The organism is Rhizobium sp. NZLR1b, assembly GCF_019685155.1.
Lineage (GTDB): Bacteria > Pseudomonadota > Alphaproteobacteria > Rhizobiales > Rhizobiaceae > Rhizobium.
In genome coordinates this window covers 369,815-386,110 of the sequence record NZ_JABDWC010000002.1, presented here as the reverse complement: position 1 = coordinate 386,110, position 16,296 = coordinate 369,815, and the positions used below count along the sequence as shown (strand labels likewise).

At 63.2% G+C, this 16,296-nt stretch carries 13 protein-coding genes and 1 pseudogene; 13 read left to right on the top strand and 1 reads right to left on the bottom strand.

Translation table 11 applies throughout. The annotated features are described in order from the left end of the window. The first annotated feature begins 8 nt into the window (after window positions 1–8). Window positions 9–314 (top strand): Dabb family protein, encoded by a 306-nt coding sequence (locus HJB84_RS04090; protein WP_207583544.1) that lies wholly within the window; start codon window positions 9–11, stop codon window positions 312–314. 286 nt (window positions 315–600) lie between these two features. On the opposite strand, the gene HJB84_RS04085 is transcribed toward HJB84_RS04090, so the two are convergent. Then, on the bottom strand, window positions 601–1,824 hold the full coding sequence (locus tag HJB84_RS04085; protein WP_207583545.1) for an MFS transporter: 1,224 nt from the start codon (window positions 1,822–1,824) through the stop codon (window positions 601–603). A gap of 287 nt (window positions 1,825–2,111) precedes the next feature. Here HJB84_RS04085 and HJB84_RS04080 point away from each other — a divergent pair, with 287 nt between their 5' ends. From HJB84_RS04080 to HJB84_RS04025, 12 genes and pseudogenes are all read left to right on the top strand, one after another. After that, window positions 2,112–2,360 (top strand): hypothetical protein, encoded by a 249-nt coding sequence (locus HJB84_RS04080; protein ID WP_207583546.1) that lies wholly within the window; start codon window positions 2,112–2,114, stop codon window positions 2,358–2,360. 54 nt (window positions 2,361–2,414) lie between these two features. Further along, on the top strand, window positions 2,415–3,086 hold the full coding sequence (locus tag HJB84_RS04075; protein ID WP_207583547.1) for a response regulator transcription factor: 672 nt from the start codon (window positions 2,415–2,417) through the stop codon (window positions 3,084–3,086). Beyond that, window positions 3,076–4,479: a HAMP domain-containing sensor histidine kinase gene (locus tag HJB84_RS04070; RefSeq protein ID WP_116405261.1), complete on the top strand. Its 1,404-nt coding sequence runs from the start codon at window positions 3,076–3,078 to the stop codon at window positions 4,477–4,479. The genes HJB84_RS04075 and HJB84_RS04070 overlap by 11 nt, the downstream gene beginning before the upstream one ends. Before the next feature lie 118 nt (window positions 4,480–4,597). Next, window positions 4,598–5,023, top strand: a complete 426-nt coding sequence (locus HJB84_RS04065; RefSeq protein ID WP_207583548.1) for a hypothetical protein — start codon at window positions 4,598–4,600, stop codon at window positions 5,021–5,023. A gap of 51 nt (window positions 5,024–5,074) precedes the next feature. Next, a pseudogene (ccmI, locus tag HJB84_RS04060) lies at window positions 5,075–6,269 on the top strand (c-type cytochrome biogenesis protein CcmI). After that, entirely contained in the window at window positions 6,266–6,754 is a 489-nt protein-coding gene (gene ccmE, locus HJB84_RS04055) for a cytochrome c maturation protein CcmE (RefSeq protein ID WP_207583550.1), read from the top strand. The pseudogene ccmI and the gene ccmE overlap by 4 nt, the downstream one beginning before the upstream one ends. Then, window positions 6,751–8,748 carry a heme lyase CcmF/NrfE family subunit gene (locus tag HJB84_RS04050; RefSeq protein ID WP_221115326.1) on the top strand — a complete coding sequence of 666 codons (1,998 nt, stop codon included), beginning with the start codon at window positions 6,751–6,753 and terminating at the stop codon, window positions 8,746–8,748. Before ccmE ends, HJB84_RS04050 begins: the two co-directional genes overlap by 4 nt. Continuing rightward, window positions 8,745–9,200 (top strand): cytochrome c-type biogenesis protein, encoded by a 456-nt coding sequence (locus HJB84_RS04045; RefSeq protein WP_207583552.1) that lies wholly within the window; start codon window positions 8,745–8,747, stop codon window positions 9,198–9,200. Before HJB84_RS04050 ends, HJB84_RS04045 begins: the two co-directional genes overlap by 4 nt. A 170-nt stretch (window positions 9,201–9,370) precedes the next feature. Next, a complete protein-coding gene (locus HJB84_RS04040; protein ID WP_207583553.1) occupies window positions 9,371–10,972 on the top strand; it encodes a Do family serine endopeptidase in 1,602 nt (533 codons plus the stop codon). A 67-nt stretch (window positions 10,973–11,039) separates the two neighbouring features. Next, window positions 11,040–11,795, top strand: coding sequence for a response regulator transcription factor (locus HJB84_RS04035; RefSeq protein ID WP_405048986.1), 756 nt, complete (start codon window positions 11,040–11,042; stop codon window positions 11,793–11,795). Beyond that, window positions 11,792–13,201, top strand: a complete 1,410-nt coding sequence (locus HJB84_RS04030) for a HAMP domain-containing sensor histidine kinase (RefSeq protein WP_221115325.1) — start codon at window positions 11,792–11,794, stop codon at window positions 13,199–13,201. Before HJB84_RS04035 ends, HJB84_RS04030 begins: the two co-directional genes overlap by 4 nt. A 137-nt stretch (window positions 13,202–13,338) precedes the next feature. After that, on the top strand, window positions 13,339–16,296 hold the full coding sequence (locus HJB84_RS04025) for a bifunctional [glutamine synthetase] adenylyltransferase/[glutamine synthetase]-adenylyl-L-tyrosine phosphorylase (protein ID WP_207583555.1): 2,958 nt from the start codon (window positions 13,339–13,341) through the stop codon (window positions 16,294–16,296).

The following is a 16,296-nucleotide window of genomic DNA, read 5'->3' as shown; positions in this document are numbered from 1 at the left end:
GCTTCCGCGTGATCCGCCATATCGTCTTCTTCACCGTGCAGGAGGAACATCTGCAGGAGGTGAGGGCCGGGCTTTCGGTTCTGACCGGCATTCCGCATGCGCGGTTGCTGGAGATCGGCACCAATGTGAAAACCGATCAATTGGGCACCGAGATCGATCTCGTAGTCTACGGCGAATTCGACGACGAGGCGGCCCTTGCCGCCTATAAGGCCCATCCGGATTACCAGCTCTCGATCGAGCGCGTGCGGCCGCTCCGGGAAAAGCGCATCGCCGCCGATTACGACAGCTCCACGGCGGTGACGCGGCCGCTTTGAATCTCGCAAGCGTGCTGTTGCCATGCCACATTCCGTCGAAATTTCAGATGGAAGACTGATTTTCCGGAGGGGGGTCGCGCCCCGAAGTTCACTCAACTGTTGAGCCGCCGGACTCAACTTTCGAAAAAGCGGCGGCAAGCGATTCAAAAGATTCGCCAAAGCGGGCTGCGTGCTAATGGTCAGCTGGCTGCAGCAGTCGCGATACGCGGTCGGAAAGCCGCTCTCGTCCTGATGATGATGATAATCAAGACAGATTAAGAATGGCTGACTTGCCGGGCCCGGGCTCTCACGAGACGACCGGGCTCGGGTGCGATGCGTGGGCGCTGCGCACCACCGCCATCAACATCAGCACGAAACTCAACGACAAGGCGGCGAGAACGGCGCAGGCGACGAGTGCCGGGCCGGTGCCAGCGCGGTCGAGGATGGCGGTGAAGATGACGGGGGCGATGGCGTTGGCGAGGTTTTGCGGCAGCGACAGCCGGGCCGACTGCAGACCGTATTCGGCAGGTGAAAACAGCGCCAGCGGCAGAAGCGCGCGGGCGACGGTCATGACGCCGGCGCCAAAGCCGTAGAGCAGAATGAAGGTGACGAGCAGCGGTGTTGACGAGCCGGCGACCAGCATGATCAGGAAACTGATCATCATCAGGCCGATGCCCATCGCCGCGCTGAGCATGGGGTTGCCGCGCCGGCCGAGCAGCATGTCGAGGAAACGCGCCGAGATGCCGAGCACGCCGCGTGCCGAGCCGAGCTGCAGCGCGAAGGCCGGCGAGGCGCCGGACTGACGGAAGATTTCGAGCAGCGATGGCGAGATGCCGAAGGTGATGAAGGTCGAGATCGTCGTCGCCGCGGCAATCAGCAGGAAGGCTTTGCGCCGTGCCACCTTCGACAGCGGCACCGGGGCAATGTCTGCCGCGCCGCCTTCGATATGCATTACGATCGGTTTCGGCAGGGCGAAAAGATGCAGCGGCAGACAGACGAAGAATTGCAGCCCCGCGCAGACGAGAAAGGTGAGGCGCCAGCCGAGCGTCTCGTTGAGCAGGCTGAGGATCGGCCAGAAGATGGCGCTCGAAAGCCCGGTGAACAGCATGAGAATAGCGATGACGCGTTTGCCGTTCGCCCCTTCGCGCTCGACGACGGCCGTATAGGCCGGTGCCGAAAGGCCACAGGCGCCGCCGATGCCGATGATCACCCAGGCGGCGGCATAAAACACGATGCCGTTTGCGGCGGAAAGCAGAAGCAAGCCAAGCGCAAAGGTCAGTGAGGCGGCCGATAACACTCGGGCGGCGCCGTAGCGGGAGAGCCAGCGGCCGGTCGCGGGACCAATGATGGCGCTGACCATCATCATGATCGTCAGGCCGGCAAACGCGACCTCGTTCGCCAAGCCAAGAGCGGGTGCCACGACGCGGCCCATGACCCCGAGCATGTCGAACGTCGTGCCCCAGCCGATCAACTGGGTGATGGCAAGCACGGTGACCGTCTGCGCCGAGCGGAAGCGGAAGGAATTTGGCATTGGTGCTGAAATGGCCTGAATGCGGAAACACCAAGGACATACCAGTTTCAATCGGCCGGTAAAAGTTGCGATCGCAATTCCCGCCACACCTGATACCGAACGACTTTTTCCGATGCGGAGGAGGCCGCCGAAGCCTGCCGCGGCAGCGGTTTTCAGCAGCTGACACCGGTTGCCGTCAGCAGTCGAGAATGGTTCTAAATGCCCTGCGTTACAGCGCATTCATTTGCCATTCAGGTCGCGTGAGTACATATTCGGGCCACATTGGCATTACCTTGAAAGCATAGCACATGGCCTTTCCTCTGAGCGTCGCAGCGTTGGCCGCCGGACTGGTGGTATCGGCGCCCTCATCGGACGTCGTGGGCACTCTCGTTCACAGCGTGGCAGGTGACTGCAGCGCCGCCGCAGCCCAGGTGGTTGAGCAAACGGGCGGCCAGCTCCTGTCCGTGCAACCGGTGGGCGACACCTGCATCATCACCGTTCTGGTGTCGGGAAACGGCCAGCGTCCACGCAAAGTGACGGTAAAGGTTCCGATGTAGGCGGAATCGGTCTATTCAGGACATGATCGATTTGAAGCGGGCGAAGGCGGACCGATGCGCATTCTGGTAGTCGAAGACGATGTTAATCTGAACCGGCAGCTGGCCGACACGCTGAAGGAGGCGGGCTATGTCGTCGACCAGGCGTTCGACGGCGAGGAAGGCCATTTCCTCGGCGATACCGAACCTTATGACGCCATAATTCTCGATATCGGCTTGCCGGAGCTGGACGGGGTCACCGTCCTTGAAAAATGGCGCGGCGCCGGCCGCGGCATGCCGGTGCTGATCCTGACGGCGCGCGACCGCTGGAGCGACAAGGTCGCCGGTATCGACGCAGGGGCCGACGACTACGTCACCAAACCCTTCCATGTCGAGGAAGTGCTGGCGCGAATTCGGGCGCTGATCCGGCGCGCGGCGGGGCATTCCTCATCCGAGATCATCTGCGGGCCGGTGCGGCTCGATACCAAATCCTCCAAGGCGACGGTCAATGGCACGACGCTGAAGCTGACCTCGCACGAATACCGCCTTCTCGCCTATCTCATGCATCATATGGGCGAGGTCGTCTCCCGCACAGAACTGGTCGAGCACATGTACGACCAGGATTTTGACCGCGATTCCAACACGATCGAGGTCTTTGTCGGCCGTCTGCGCAAGAAGATGGGCGTCGATCTGATCGAAACGGTGCGCGGTCTCGGATACCGCATCCAAGCGCCGAAACATGCGAATTAAGTCGCTCACCGCACGTGTTTTGTTGTTGACCACAGTCTGGTCGACGGTGGCGCTGGTGGTGATCGGCCTGTTGATCTCCACCCTCTACCGCAAGAGCGCCGAACGCGGTTTCCAGGATCTGCTGCGGGCGCAGCTCTATAACGTCATCAACTCTGTGACGATCGGCGATCAGGGAGCGCTCAGCGGCAGCCCGCAGCTCGGCGACCTGCGTTTTGCCCAGCCGAAGACCGGTTGGTATTGGGTGGTGGAGCCGCTCGGCACCTATACGACGGCACCGCTGGTGTCGCCCTCGCTCGGCTCGGCGCTCATTCCGGTTCCCTCCGTCGTCGAGGCGCCTTTCGACAAGAATTACGAACGCTACTATCAGGTGACGGATGCCTCCGGGAACCGCGTGCAGGTGGCGGAAACCGAAGTGGTGCTCGATACTGACGGGCGCGCGGCGCGCGTCCGCGTCACCGGCAATGTCGATGTCGTCGAAGACGACGTGCGCACCTTTTCCCATAGCCTCTATCTGGCGCTGGCCGGCTTCGGCGTCGGCAGCCTGATCGTCAATGCCCTGGCGATTCTCTATGGCCTGAAGCCACTCGACAAGGCACGTGCCGCCTTGGAGCGCATCCGCGCCGGCGAGAGCGAGCAGCTCAAAGGCGACTTCCCGCGTGAGATTTTGCCGCTCGCCAACGAGGTCAACGCGCTGATCGACAGCAACCGCCGCATCGTCGAGCGGGCCCGCATGCAGGTCGGCAATCTCGCCCATTCGCTGAAGACCCCGATTGCCGTGCTTCTCAACGAGGCGCGCGTGCTCGAAAAATCCCATGGCGAACTGGTGCGCAGCCAGGCGGAATCGATGCAGGGACAGGTGCAGTCCTATCTCAACCGCGCCCGCATCGCTGCGCAACGCGAATCCGTGCTCGCCCGCACCGATGCCGAGCCGGCGCTCGAGCGGCTGGTGCGCGTCATGCGCCGGCTGAACGTCGATACCGAATTCGATCTCGTCGTCTCGCCGCCGCATCTGGCCGTCGCTATGGAGCAACAGGATCTCGAGGAGACCGTCGGCAATCTCTTGGAGAATGCGGCGCGTTTTGCCAAAAGCAAGGTACGGCTTTCGGCCGTCGAGGCCGGCGACGACGTCAAGGGAGCGGAGGCGAGTGCGCGCCGCCACTGGGTGGAGCTCGCCGTCGAGGATGACGGGCCGGGCCTCGAGCCCGATCAGATCCGCGAGGCGCTGAAGCGCGGCCGCAGGCTCGACGAAAGCAAGCCCGGAACCGGGCTCGGCCTTTCGATCGTCACCGAGATCTCCAGTGAGTATCAAGGACGGCTCGAGCTTTCCCGCGGCGAATGGGGCGGGCTCAAGGCGAAGCTTATCCTGCCCGGCATCACAAAGGATGTTGCATGAGCAACTGCTTGATGTCACAAAGATACTGGCAAATGCATAGCATGCTTTGCCTTAATGCTGACACGGGGACGCTGCACTTCGATCGGCTGAAATTGACCCCTGATCGTGGTTCGACGCAATGATTTTACGCTCGCAAGGCATGATCGCTTCCGCTCTTCTCGTCGCCGTCGCGCTCACCGGCTGCACGACGACGAAGGGTGCCGCTTCACGCGGCATTTTTTCGAGCAAGCCCTCGGCCTCGGCCGCCTTCCTCACCGCGCTGCAAGGCGGCCTTGCCGGCCGCAGCGGCGTGAGCTTGAGCGATAGCGACAAGCAGCGGGCGCTCGAGGCAGAATATCGGGCGCTGGAAGGCGCAGCCGTCGGCCAGCCGGTGCTGTGGACCGGCGAGGACGTCACCGGCAAGGTGGTCGCGGCAGCACCCTATCAGGTCGGTTCGCAGAACTGCCGCCAATATACCCATACGCTGACCGCCGACGGCAAGGACACCGTGGTGCGAGGCGTTGCCTGCCGCAACAATGACGGAAGCTGGTCGCCGCTCGGCTGAATCTGGTGAGTTGCGGCTCAAATCTTTGTCATTCCGGCTTTGGCAGTTGGAATGGCGGCGCGCATCAAGTATTTGGGCCGATATGCTGTTCTGGATTCTCGTTGCCGTTCTGACGGCAGCCGTCGCCATCATCCTGCTTTACCCCCTTCTGCGCGGAGCGAAGGCGGCGGAGAATATCCGCGCGGGCGAGGCGGCAGTCTACCGTGACCAACTGCGCGAACTCGACCGCGATCTCAATGGCGGACTGATCACGCCTGAAGAAGCTGACTATGCCAGGGCTGAAATCGGCCGGCGGCTGATCGCCGTTTCTGCCGATGAGCGGGAAGAAACGCCGAAACCCGCACGGCATCGCCGTTTCACCGAGGCCTTCGTGCTGCTGGTCCTGCCGGTTCTCGGGCTCTGTCTTTATTTGACGACGGGCAGGCCGGACCTGCCCTCGCAGCCGCTGGAAGCGCGGCTGGAAAATCCCGGCAACGATATGGCTGTGCTGATCACCAAGGCGGAACGGCACCTGGCGCAGAATCCCGATGACGGCAAGGGCTGGGACGTGCTGGCGCCGATCTATGTCCGCACGATGCGCGTGAACGATGCGCAACTGGCCTATCGCAATGCCATCCGGCTTCTCGGCCCAAGTCCGGTCCGGCTCGACGGCCTGGCCGAGACGCTGATGGCGATCTCCGACGGCGTCGTGACGGAGGAGACGCGCCAAGTGCTGGAACAGTCGCTGACGCTGGAACCCGACAATCCCCGCGCCCGCTTTTATATCGCGCTCAGCATGGAGCAGGCCGGACGGCCCGATGAGGCGCGCCAGGCCTTCGAGGCGCTGGCGAAACAATCGCCGGCCGATGCGCCCTGGCTGCCGCTGGTCAACCAGCATATCGCCATGAACGGCGGCGCGCCGGCAGTTCCCGATCAAGCAGCCCCGATTACCCCGGCTGCCCCGGCTGCCCCGGGCAATCCCACGCAGCAGGATGTGGCCGCGGCGGACAACATGAGCGCCGGCGACCGGCAGCAGATGATCCGCGGCATGGTCGAGAGCCTCGACGCCAAGCTGAACGAGGATCCGAACAATTTCGAGGGATGGGTGCGGCTCGTCCGCTCTTACGCCGTATTGAACGATAAGGATCGCGCCGCCGCTGCGCTGAAGCGCGGGCTTGCTGCCTTTCCGTCGGCCGGCGAGCAGGGCAGGCAATTGCTGGCGCTGGCCCGGGAACTCGGCATCGCCACGGAGGGAATGACGCAATGACGCGCAAGCAGAAGCGCCTGGCGGTGATCGCGGGCGGCATGGGCTTCATTGCCGCCGCCGTGTTGCTGGTGATGTTCGCCTTCAGCCAGTCGGTCGCTTATTTCTATATGCCGGCCGATCTGGCGAAGACGCCGGTGGCGCCGGAAACCCGCATCCGGCTTGGCGGCCTGGTCGGCGAAGGCAGCGTTGTGCGCGGCACAGGCTCGACCGTGGAATTTGCCGTCACCGACGGCAGCGCCAATGCCGTGAAGGTCAAATATACCGGCATTCTTCCTGATCTCTTCCGCGAAGGCCAGGGTGTCGTCACCGAAGGCATGTTTGCATCAGGGACCAACGTCTTCGTTGCCGATACCGTGCTTGCCAAGCATGACGAAACCTATATGCCGAAGGACGTGGCCGACAGGCTGAAGCAGCAGGGGCTGTGGAAGGAAGGCCAAGGCCCAACGAAGGAAGGTCAAGCCCAGGAAGTGAAGGCGACGCAATGATCATCGAGATCGGCCATTACGCGCTGGTGCTGGCGCTGGCAACAGCGCTCATCCTTTCCATCGTGCCGGTGATGGGAGCCCGTCGCCACGACCGGGCGATGATGGATGTGGCGACGGTCGGTTCGCTGGCGATGTTTGCGCTTGTCGCCTTCTCCTTCGGCGTGCTCACCTATGCCCATGTCGTCTCGGATTTCTCGGTCGAGAACGTCTGGGAGAATTCGCATTCGCTGGTGCCGCTGATCTACAAATATTCCGGCGTCTGGGGCAATCACGAGGGATCGATGATGCTCTGGCTGTTGATCCTGACGCTGTTCAGCGCCCTGGTCGCCGTCTTCGGCCGCAATCTGCCGGAGACGCTGAAGGCCAATGTGCTGGCCGTGCAGGCCTGGATTTCGGTCGCCTTCACGCTGTTCATTCTGCTGACCTCCAATCCCTTCCTGCGGCTCGATCCGGCGCCGGCCGAGGGCCGCGATCTCAATCCGGTCCTTCAGGATATCGGCCTGGCGATCCACCCGCCGCTGCTTTATCTCGGCTATGTCGGCTTTTCCGTCTGCTTTTCCTTTGCGGTTGCAGCACTCCTCGAAGGGCGCATCGATGCCGCCTGGGCCCGCTGGGTGCGGCCTTGGACGCTGGCCGCCTGGACTTTCCTGACGCTCGGCATCGCTATGGGCTCCTACTGGGCCTACTACGAACTCGGCTGGGGCGGCTGGTGGTTCTGGGACCCGGTGGAAAACGCCTCCTTCATGCCGTGGCTCGCCGGCACCGCATTGTTACATTCCGCCCTCGTCATGGAAAAGCGCGAGGCGCTGAAGATCTGGACGGTGCTGCTTGCCATCCTCACCTTCTCGCTGTCGCTGATGGGCACCTTCCTGGTGCGCTCCGGGGTGCTGACCTCGGTGCATGCCTTTGCCAGCGACCCGAGCCGCGGCGTCTTCATTCTCTGCATCCTGCTGATCTTTATCGGCGGCGCGCTGTCGCTGTTTGCCTTCCGCGCTCCGAAGCTGTCGGCCGGCGGCCTGTTCGCGCCGATTTCGCGCGAGGGCGCGCTTGTCGTCAACAATCTGATCCTGACGGTTGCCTGCGGCACGGTTCTCACAGGCACGCTCTATCCGCTGCTGCTGGAAACGCTGACCGGCGACAAGATCTCTGTCGGGCCGCCCTTCTTCAACCTGACCTTCGGCCTGCTGATGGCGCCGCTGATCGTTGTCGTGCCATTCGGACCGCTGCTTGCCTGGAAGCGCGGTGATCTCCTCGGCGCCTTGCAGCGGCTCTATGTCGTCGCAGGTCTCGCCTTCACTGCTGCGGTGGTCTTCTTCTATCTCCAACATGGCGGCCCGGTACTGTCCGTGCTCGGACTGGCAGCCGGGCTGTTCGTGGTTCTGGGTGCTGCGGCCGATCTCTGGTATCGCGCCGGCATCGGCAAGGTGGCGGGCAACGTCGCCTGGCGCCGTCTGACCGGCCTGCCGCGTTCGGCCTTCGGGACCGCCCTTGCCCATGCCGGGCTCGGCGTGACCGTGCTCGGCATCGTCGCGGTGACGACGTTTCAGACCGAACATGTGGTCGAGATGAAGCCCGGCGAGACGACCGATGCCGGCGGCTATAGCCTGCATTTCGACGGCATGCAGCCGGCGACCGGGCCGAACTATACCGAGGAGCGCGGCCACTTCACTATTCGCCGCGCCGGTGTCGCGGTCGCCGATACCTGGTCGGCCAAGCGCCTCTACACCGCCCGCCAGATGCCGACGACCGAGGCGGGCATCCTCACCTTCGGGCTTAGCCAGCTCTATGTCTCATTGGGTGACGCCACCAAGGACGGCGGCATCGTCGTGCGCATCTGGTGGAAGCCGTTCATCCTCTGCATCTGGGGCGGAGCGGTGCTCATGGCCTTCGGCGGCCTCGTCTCGCTCAGCGACCGGCGCCTGCGCGTCGGCGCCCCACGCAGGAAGGCGAAGGCCGCAAAGCCGGTAGCGCCCGCAATGGAGCCGGCGGAATGATGCGACGTCTCCTCCTGGCTTTGGCTTTGGTGCTGATGGCCGCGCCGGCCTTCGCCGTCAATCCGGACGAGGTGCTGGCCGATCCGGCGCTGGAGGCGCGGGCGCGGGGCCTTTCGGCGGAACTGCGCTGCATGGTCTGCCAGAACCAGTCGATCGACGATTCCAATGCCGATCTCGCCAAGGATCTGCGTCTGCTGGTGCGCGAGCGCATCACCGACGGCGACAGCGACGATGAGGTGCTGAACTATATCGTCTCGCGCTACGGCGAGTTCGTGCTGCTGAAGCCGCGTTTCAGCATGAAGACGAGCCTGCTATGGGGCGCCCCGGCGCTGCTGGTGCTCGCCGGCGGGCTGTCACTGCTGGTTTTTGCGCGCAGGAGGGCCGGCAAGCCGACGGGAAGCAAGCTGACGGCGGATGAGCAGGCGAAGTTGAGCGAGCTTTTGAAAAAGTAGGCAGTCCGCCGGCGGCAATCGTCCGCCGCAACCGGGCCAAGCATTTTCATACATTACCAATTTTTCATTGGCCGGACAGTTCGCAGTAAGGTGCGGCGTCCTATATCTTCATTCATCGACTGATCCGGCGCCGCCGGTCTGAAGATTTAAGAACAAGAGAAGGTGCTCCAATGCTCAAGAATTTCAACGGACGTCCGTCCCTCGCCACTGTGCTCAAGGCTTCTACCGTCGCCGGTATCGCAGCCGCTGTGCTTGCAACCGGCGTTCCGCTCGAAATCACCCGGTCTTATGCCGAAGCAGTCAAGGTTCAAGCACCTGCTGTCCCGAGCTTTGCCAATGTCGTCGATGCCGTTTCGCCGGCCGTGGTTTCCGTCCGCGTTGAAAACCGCGTCAATCCCGTCTCTGACAATGACGGTTTCTCCATCGAAGGCCGCGGCTTCGACGATCTTCCCGATGATCATCCGCTGAAGCGCTTCTTCAAGCAGTTCGGCGGTCAGGACCCAAATGATCAGCAGGGCCATCAGCGGCGCTTTGGCCAGAACGGCCCGGGCGGCCCGAATGGTCCCGGCGGCCCGAATGCCCCCGGCGGCAAGGGCCGTCTGCGTCCGGTCGCTCAAGGGTCCGGCTTCTTCATCTCCGAGGACGGTTACATCGTCACCAACAACCACGTCGTTTCCGATGGCCAGGCCTTCGTCGCCGTCATGAATGACGGCACCGAGCTCGATGCCAAACTGATCGGCAAGGATCCGCGCACCGACCTCGCCGTCTTGAAGGTCGACGGCAAGGGCAAGAAGTTCACCTACGTCAACTGGGCCGACGACAATAACGTCCGCGTCGGCGACTGGGTCGTTGCGGTCGGCAACCCCTTCGGCCTCGGCGGCACGGTCACAGCCGGTATCGTCTCGGCCCGCGGCCGCGATATCGGTTCCGGTCCATACGACGATTACCTGCAGGTGGATGCCGCCGTGAACCGCGGCAACTCCGGTGGTCCGACCTTCAACCTCAGCGGCGAAGTCGTCGGCATCAACACCGCGATCTTCTCGCCGTCGGGCGGCAGCGTCGGCATCGCCTTCGCCATTCCCGCCTCGACCGCCAAGGACGTCGTCGCCGATCTGATGAAGGACGGCCAGGTTTCGCGTGGCTGGCTGGGTGTGCAGATCCAGCCGGTGACCAAGGACATCGCCGAATCCATCGGCCTTTCCGAGCCGAGCGGCGCCCTCGTCGTCGCCCCGCAGGCCGGATCGCCGGGTGACAAGGCCGGCATGAAGGCCGGCGACGTCGTCACGGCGCTGAACGGTGAAACGATCAAGGATGCGCGTGACCTCAGCCGCCGCATCGGTGCGATGCAGCCGGGCAGCAAGGTCGAGCTTTCCGTCTGGCGCGCCGGCAAGGCCCAGCCTCTCACCGTCGAACTCGGCACGCTGCCGGCCGACCAGAAGGATGCGTCCGCCGATGACAACAGCCAGCCGCAGCAGCCTGAGGCACCGGCTTCCGAGAAGGCGCTTGCCGATCTCGGCCTGACGGTCGGTCCTGCCGATGACGGCAAGGGCCTGGCGATCACCGGCATAGACCCGGACTCCGACGCCGCCGACAAGGGCATCAAGGAAGGTGAAAAGATCACCTCGGTTAACAACCAGGAGGTCTCCAGCCCCGCCGATGTCGTCAAGGTGTTGAACCAGGCCAAGAAGGACGGCCGCACCCGCGCGCTCTTCCAGATCCAGTCCAGTGAAGGAAGCCGTTTCGTCGCGCTTCCAATCAACGGCCAGGGCTGATCCTTTAAGAAAACAGGAGCCGTGCGGATGAAAATCCGCGCGGCTCAATTCTTCTGACCTTTGAAGGATGATCGCGATGAGCGCCGCCCCGCAGGAAGATGCTTTGAGCCTTGCCGAAACGCAGCCGGTGGGTAATGTCGGCCGCATGAAGATTCTCATCATCGAAGATGATCTCGAAGCCGCGGTATACCTCACGAAAGCCTTTCGCGAGGCGGGCATCGTCGCCGATCACGCCAGCGATGGCGAGGCCGGCCTGTTCATGGGGTCGGAAAATACCTACGACGTCATCGTCATCGACCGCATGCTGCCGCGCCGGGACGGTCTCTCCGTTATCAGCGAGCTGCGCCGCAAGGCGATCCATACGCCGGTCCTCATTCTCTCGGCGCTCGGCCAGGTCGATGACCGCGTCACCGGACTTCGTGCCGGCGGCGACGATTACCTGCCGAAGCCCTATGCCTTCAGCGAACTGCTGGCCCGCGTCGAGGTGCTCGGCCGCCGCAAGGGCACGCCGGATCAGGACGTCGTCTATCGTGTCGCCGACCTCGAACTCGACCGACTTTCCCACGAGGTACGCCGCGGCGGCAAGGAGATATTGCTGCAGCCGCGCGAATTCCGCCTGCTCGAATACCTGATGAAAAATGCCGGCCAGGTGGTGACCCGCACCATGCTGCTTGAAAATGTCTGGGACTATCACTTCGATCCGCAGACCAATGTCATCGATGTGCACGTCTCGCGCCTGCGCTCGAAGATCGAGAAGGATTACAGCCAGCCGCTCCTGAAGACCATCAGGGGCGCGGGGTACATGATCAAGGACGAGGGATGAGCCGTTTCAGGGTTCTTTTCAAGTCCACCGCAGTCCGCCTCTCGGCACTCTATATCCTGCTTTTCGCCATCTGCGCCGCGACGCTCGTCTTCTATGTGACGGCGATGTCGGAACGGCTGCTGACCGGCCAGATCCGCGATGCCGTCAAGCAGGAGGTGGAGCAGGTACAGCGCGCCTATGACACTGGCGGCATGAACCTTCTCTTGCGTACCATGGAGCGGCGCGCCCGTCAGCCAGGCGCCAATCTCTACATCATCGCCGGTCCTTCGGGCGATATTCTCGCCGGCAACGTCGCCTCGGTGCAGCCGGGTGTTTTCGAGGAAATCGGCTGGACGTCCGCGTCTTTCATCTATCAGCGCTATACCGACAGCGGCGTCGAGCGCCGCCACAAGGCGATCGCCAATATCTTCGTGCTCGACAACGGCCTGAGGATTTTGATCGGCCGCGACCTCGGCGATCCCGAGCGTTTTCGTCTCTTGGTACGCCAGGCGCTGATGGTGGCCTTGGCGATCATGGGGCTCGGCGCCATCATTATCTGGTTCGCCATCGGCCGCAATGCACTGAAACGCATCGACCGCATGTCGGATGCGAGCAAGAAGATCATGGCCGGCGACCTGTCGCAACGCCTGCCGGTCGGCGGATCCGGCGATGAGTTCGACCGGCTGTCGATGTCCTTGAATACCATGCTGGAGCGCATCGAGAAGCTGAACGAGGGCCTGCGGCAGGTCTCCGACAATATCGCCCACGATCTCAAGACGCCGCTGACCCGGCTACGCAACAAGGCGGCCGATGCACTCGATATCGCCGATGGCGAGACGCGGCGGGGAGCGCTCGAAGGCATTATTTCCGAATCAGACCAGCTGATCCGCACCTTCAACGCGCTGTTGATGATCTCTCGCGTCGAGGCCGGATCGGTGGCGGCCGAGATGTCGCCGGTCGAGCTTTCGGCGATCGTTTCCGACAGCGCCGAGCTTTACGAACCGGCGGCCGAGGAAGCCGGGCTAGGCCTCACCGCCAGCGTCGAACCAGGTGTCGAAGTGCAGGGCAATCGCGAGCTGATCGGCCAGGCAATCTTCAACCTGCTCGACAATGCCATCAAATATTCCTCCGATACCGAAGGAGCAGGCACGGTATCGCTGAAGCTTGCCCGCCGCCCGGATGGCATCTGCCTTTCGGTGGCCGACCACGGACCGGGCGTTCCCGCCGAAAGGCGCGACGACGTGGTGAAGCGCTTCGTCCGCCTTGATGAAAGCCGTTCGAAGCCCGGGACGGGGCTCGGGCTTTCGTTGGTGGAAGCGGTGATGGAGCTGCACAACGGCCGGCTGGAACTCTCCGACACCGATCCCGACAGACCCGGACAGCGCGGCTTGACCGTCAGCATGATTTTTCCGGCCAAGGCCGCCTGAACTCTTCTGCCGAATGACCATCGGCCGAATCGCGTATTGGCGGTTTGGCGCCAAGACCCTAGTTTAATTCCGATCGAAGCAGACGGTTCGCGATTCTATGTGGCCGTTTTCTTCCGCTCAAAAGCCAGGGAGAGCGCATGCTGACGAAATCGACGCATGGCCTGAAGGATGTGGTCGAAGGGCTGCTTCGTCCGCTGAGCCAGACGGAGCTGAAGCTGGCGATGGCCGATCTTCAGGAGGCCGGCAAGAGCGAGCGGTCGGTGGCTGCAATGCTCAAGACCGACGGTCCGCTGCGCGATTTCATCGCCGCCGCGCTGACGCTGTCGCCTTACCTGCGCGAAATCGCCAATCTCGACCCTGCCGTCCTCGCTGGCGCCATCAGCGAGCCGCTGGAGCCGCAAATCGAGGCGCTGGTCGCTGAGGCCCGGCACTGCTGGCGGCCGAACGGCGAGGGGACAGCACCTACGGAATCCGTGGTGATGAGCAGGCTGCGCGTCATCAAGCGCAAGGTGGCCTTCCTCGTCGCACTCGCCGATCTGGCGCGGATCTTCGACGGGCGGGCGACGACGGCCTGGCTGAGTGCGCTGGCCGAAGCTTCGGTCGCGGCCGCAATCGACCACCTACTGCTGTCGGCGCATGAGGGCGGAAAGTTGAAGCTGCACAATCCGGCAGCACCCAGCGACGGCTCCGGCCTGATCGTGCTCGGCATGGGCAAGCTCGGCGCTTCCGAGCTCAACTATTCCTCCGATATCGACCTCGTTGTCTTCTTCGACGAGGAGGCAGGCATCGTGCCCGACCCGGATGACGCGATCGAGATCTTCCCCAGGATGATGCGCCGGCTGGTGCGCATCCTGCAGGAGCGCACCGCTGACGGCTACGTCTTCCGCACCGATCTCAGACTGCGCCCCGATCCCGGCTCGACGCCACTGGCGATCCCGGTCGACGCAGCGATGATCTATTACGAGGGCAGGGGTCAGAATTGGGAGCGGGCAGCCTTCGTCAAGGCTCGCGCCGTGGCCGGCGACCTGACGGCCGGCAGCGAATTCCTGCGTGGGCTCGCCCCTTTCGTCTTTCGAAAATATCTCGATTACGCCGCCATCGCCGATATCCATTCGATCAAGCGGCAGATACATGTGCATAAGGGCCACGGCGCGATCGCGGTCAAGGGCCATAACGTCAAGCTCGGCCGCGGCGGCATTCGCGAGATCGAGTTCTTCGTCCAGACGCAACAGCTGATCGCTGGCGGCCGCATGCCGGCCTTGCGGGGCCGGGCAACGGAGCAGACGCTCGGCGAACTGACCAAGGCGAAATGGATAGACGCCGAGACCCGTGACGAACTGACCGAGGCCTACTGGTTCCTGCGCGATGTCGAGCACCGCATCCAGATGGTGCGCGACGAGCAGACCCACCTGTTGCCGGAGACGGATGTCGACCTGAAGCGCATCGCCTTCATGATGGGCTTTTGCGACACGCCAAGCTTCTCCGAACGGTTGGTCGGCGTGCTGAAGACGGTGGAGCGGCGTTATGCCCATCTCTTCGAACAGGAGAGCAAGCTTTCCACCGACACCGGAAACCTCGTCTTCACCGGCCAGGGCGACGATCCCGATACGCTGGAGACGCTGAAAAAACTCGGTTTTAGCAGACCGTCCGACATCTCCCGCATCATCCGCACCTGGCACTATGGCCGCTACCGCGCGACGCAATCGGTAGAGGCGCGCGAAAGGCTGACGGAGCTGGCGCCGGAGCTTTTGCGGGTTTTCGGCGAAAGCAAGCGCGCCGACGAAGCGCTGCTGCGCTTCGACAGCTTCATTTCGGGCCTTCCCTCCGGCATCCAGCTCTTCTCGCTGCTCGGCAGCAACCCGGCATTGCTGTCGCTGATCGTCAACATCATGTCCTCGGCACCACGGCTTGCCGAGGTGATCGCCGCCAAGCCGCATGTCTTCGACGGCATGCTCGATCCCGGCCTGATGGCCGAGCTGCCGACCCGCGATTATCTCGGCGAACGGCTGAAGGGCTCGCTTGTCCAGGCGCGCCACTATGAGGAATTGCTCGACCGCTTGCGCATCTTCGCCGCCGAACAGCGCTTCCTGATCGGCATCCGCCTGCTGACCGGCGCGATCAATGGCCAGATGGCCGCACGCGCCTTCACCCATCTCGCCGACCTTATCATCGCAGCCGCACTCGAGGCCGTCGTGAGCGAGATGCGGGTAGCGCACGGCGACTACCCCGGCGGGCGCATCGCTGTCGCCGGCATGGGTAAGCTCGGCAGCTTCGAGCTGACGGCCGGTTCCGACATCGATCTGATCCTGCTCTATGATTATGACGACACCGCCTCCGAATCCGATGGAGAAAAGCCGCTCGACGCGACGCGTTACTTCACCCGCATCACCCAGCGGCTGATCGCCGCCTTTTCGGCGCCGACCGCCGAAGGCGTGCTCTATGAGGTCGATATGCGGCTGCGCCCGTCCGGCAACAAGGGGCCGGTTGCCACCCGCATCAATGCCTTCGGCAAATATCAGCGTGAAGAGGCATGGACCTGGGAGCATATGGCGCTCAGCCGCGCCCGGCTGATCTCTGGCGATGAGAGCCTCATCGCCGAGGCCGAACATATCGTCCGCGAGGTGCTGTCGGCCGATCGCGACATCGCCAAGGTGGCGCATGACGTCGCCGAAATGCGCGAGCTGATCGATAAGGAAAAGCCGCCCGCCGGCCCATGGGACCTGAAGCTGATCGCCGGCGGCGTCATCGACCTCGAATTCATCGCCCAGTATCTGGCGCTGATCGCGCCCACCAGGGGTGTCGGCATTGCGGTGAACGGCATGAGCACCGGCGAGGCCTTGAAGCAGCTTGGTGACAGGCTGATGGCAACAGTCGATCTCGACATTTGCCTGGAGGCCTTCGCGCTCTACACCGGGCTTTCACAACTGATCCGCCTCTCCATCGACGGCCTGTTCGATCCGAAGGAAGCACCTTCCGGCCTCGTCGAACTCGTCTGCCGCGCCGGCGATTGCCCCGACATCAGGACGCTGGAAGGCGAGCTGAAGCGGCTTTCGAAAGCGGTCAGAAAGATTTTCCTGAAAATCGTGAAGGCTTGA

What these genes read in the sequence shown, in the direction of transcription:
- HJB84_RS04085 (WP_207583545.1), bottom strand. Translation starts at nt 1,824, where the DNA reads ATGCCAAATTCCTTCCGCTTCCGCTCGGCGCAGACGGTCACCGTGCTT.
- HJB84_RS04080 (WP_207583546.1), top strand. Translation starts at nt 2,112, where the DNA reads ATGGCCTTTCCTCTGAGCGTCGCAGCGTTGGCCGCCGGACTGGTGGTA.
- HJB84_RS04075 (WP_207583547.1), top strand. Translation starts at nt 2,415, where the DNA reads ATGCGCATTCTGGTAGTCGAAGACGATGTTAATCTGAACCGGCAGCTG.
- HJB84_RS04070 (WP_116405261.1), top strand. Translation starts at nt 3,076, where the DNA reads ATGCGAATTAAGTCGCTCACCGCACGTGTTTTGTTGTTGACCACAGTC.
- HJB84_RS04065 (WP_207583548.1), top strand. Translation starts at nt 4,598, where the DNA reads ATGATTTTACGCTCGCAAGGCATGATCGCTTCCGCTCTTCTCGTCGCC.
- ccmE (WP_207583550.1), top strand. Translation starts at nt 6,266, where the DNA reads ATGACGCGCAAGCAGAAGCGCCTGGCGGTGATCGCGGGCGGCATGGGC.
- HJB84_RS04050 (WP_221115326.1), top strand. Translation starts at nt 6,751, where the DNA reads ATGATCATCGAGATCGGCCATTACGCGCTGGTGCTGGCGCTGGCAACA.
- HJB84_RS04045 (WP_207583552.1), top strand. Translation starts at nt 8,745, where the DNA reads ATGATGCGACGTCTCCTCCTGGCTTTGGCTTTGGTGCTGATGGCCGCG.
- HJB84_RS04040 (WP_207583553.1), top strand. Translation starts at nt 9,371, where the DNA reads ATGCTCAAGAATTTCAACGGACGTCCGTCCCTCGCCACTGTGCTCAAG.
- HJB84_RS04035 (WP_405048986.1), top strand. Translation starts at nt 11,040, where the DNA reads ATGATCGCGATGAGCGCCGCCCCGCAGGAAGATGCTTTGAGCCTTGCC.
- HJB84_RS04030 (WP_221115325.1), top strand. Translation starts at nt 11,792, where the DNA reads ATGAGCCGTTTCAGGGTTCTTTTCAAGTCCACCGCAGTCCGCCTCTCG.
- HJB84_RS04025 (WP_207583555.1), top strand. Translation starts at nt 13,339, where the DNA reads ATGCTGACGAAATCGACGCATGGCCTGAAGGATGTGGTCGAAGGGCTG.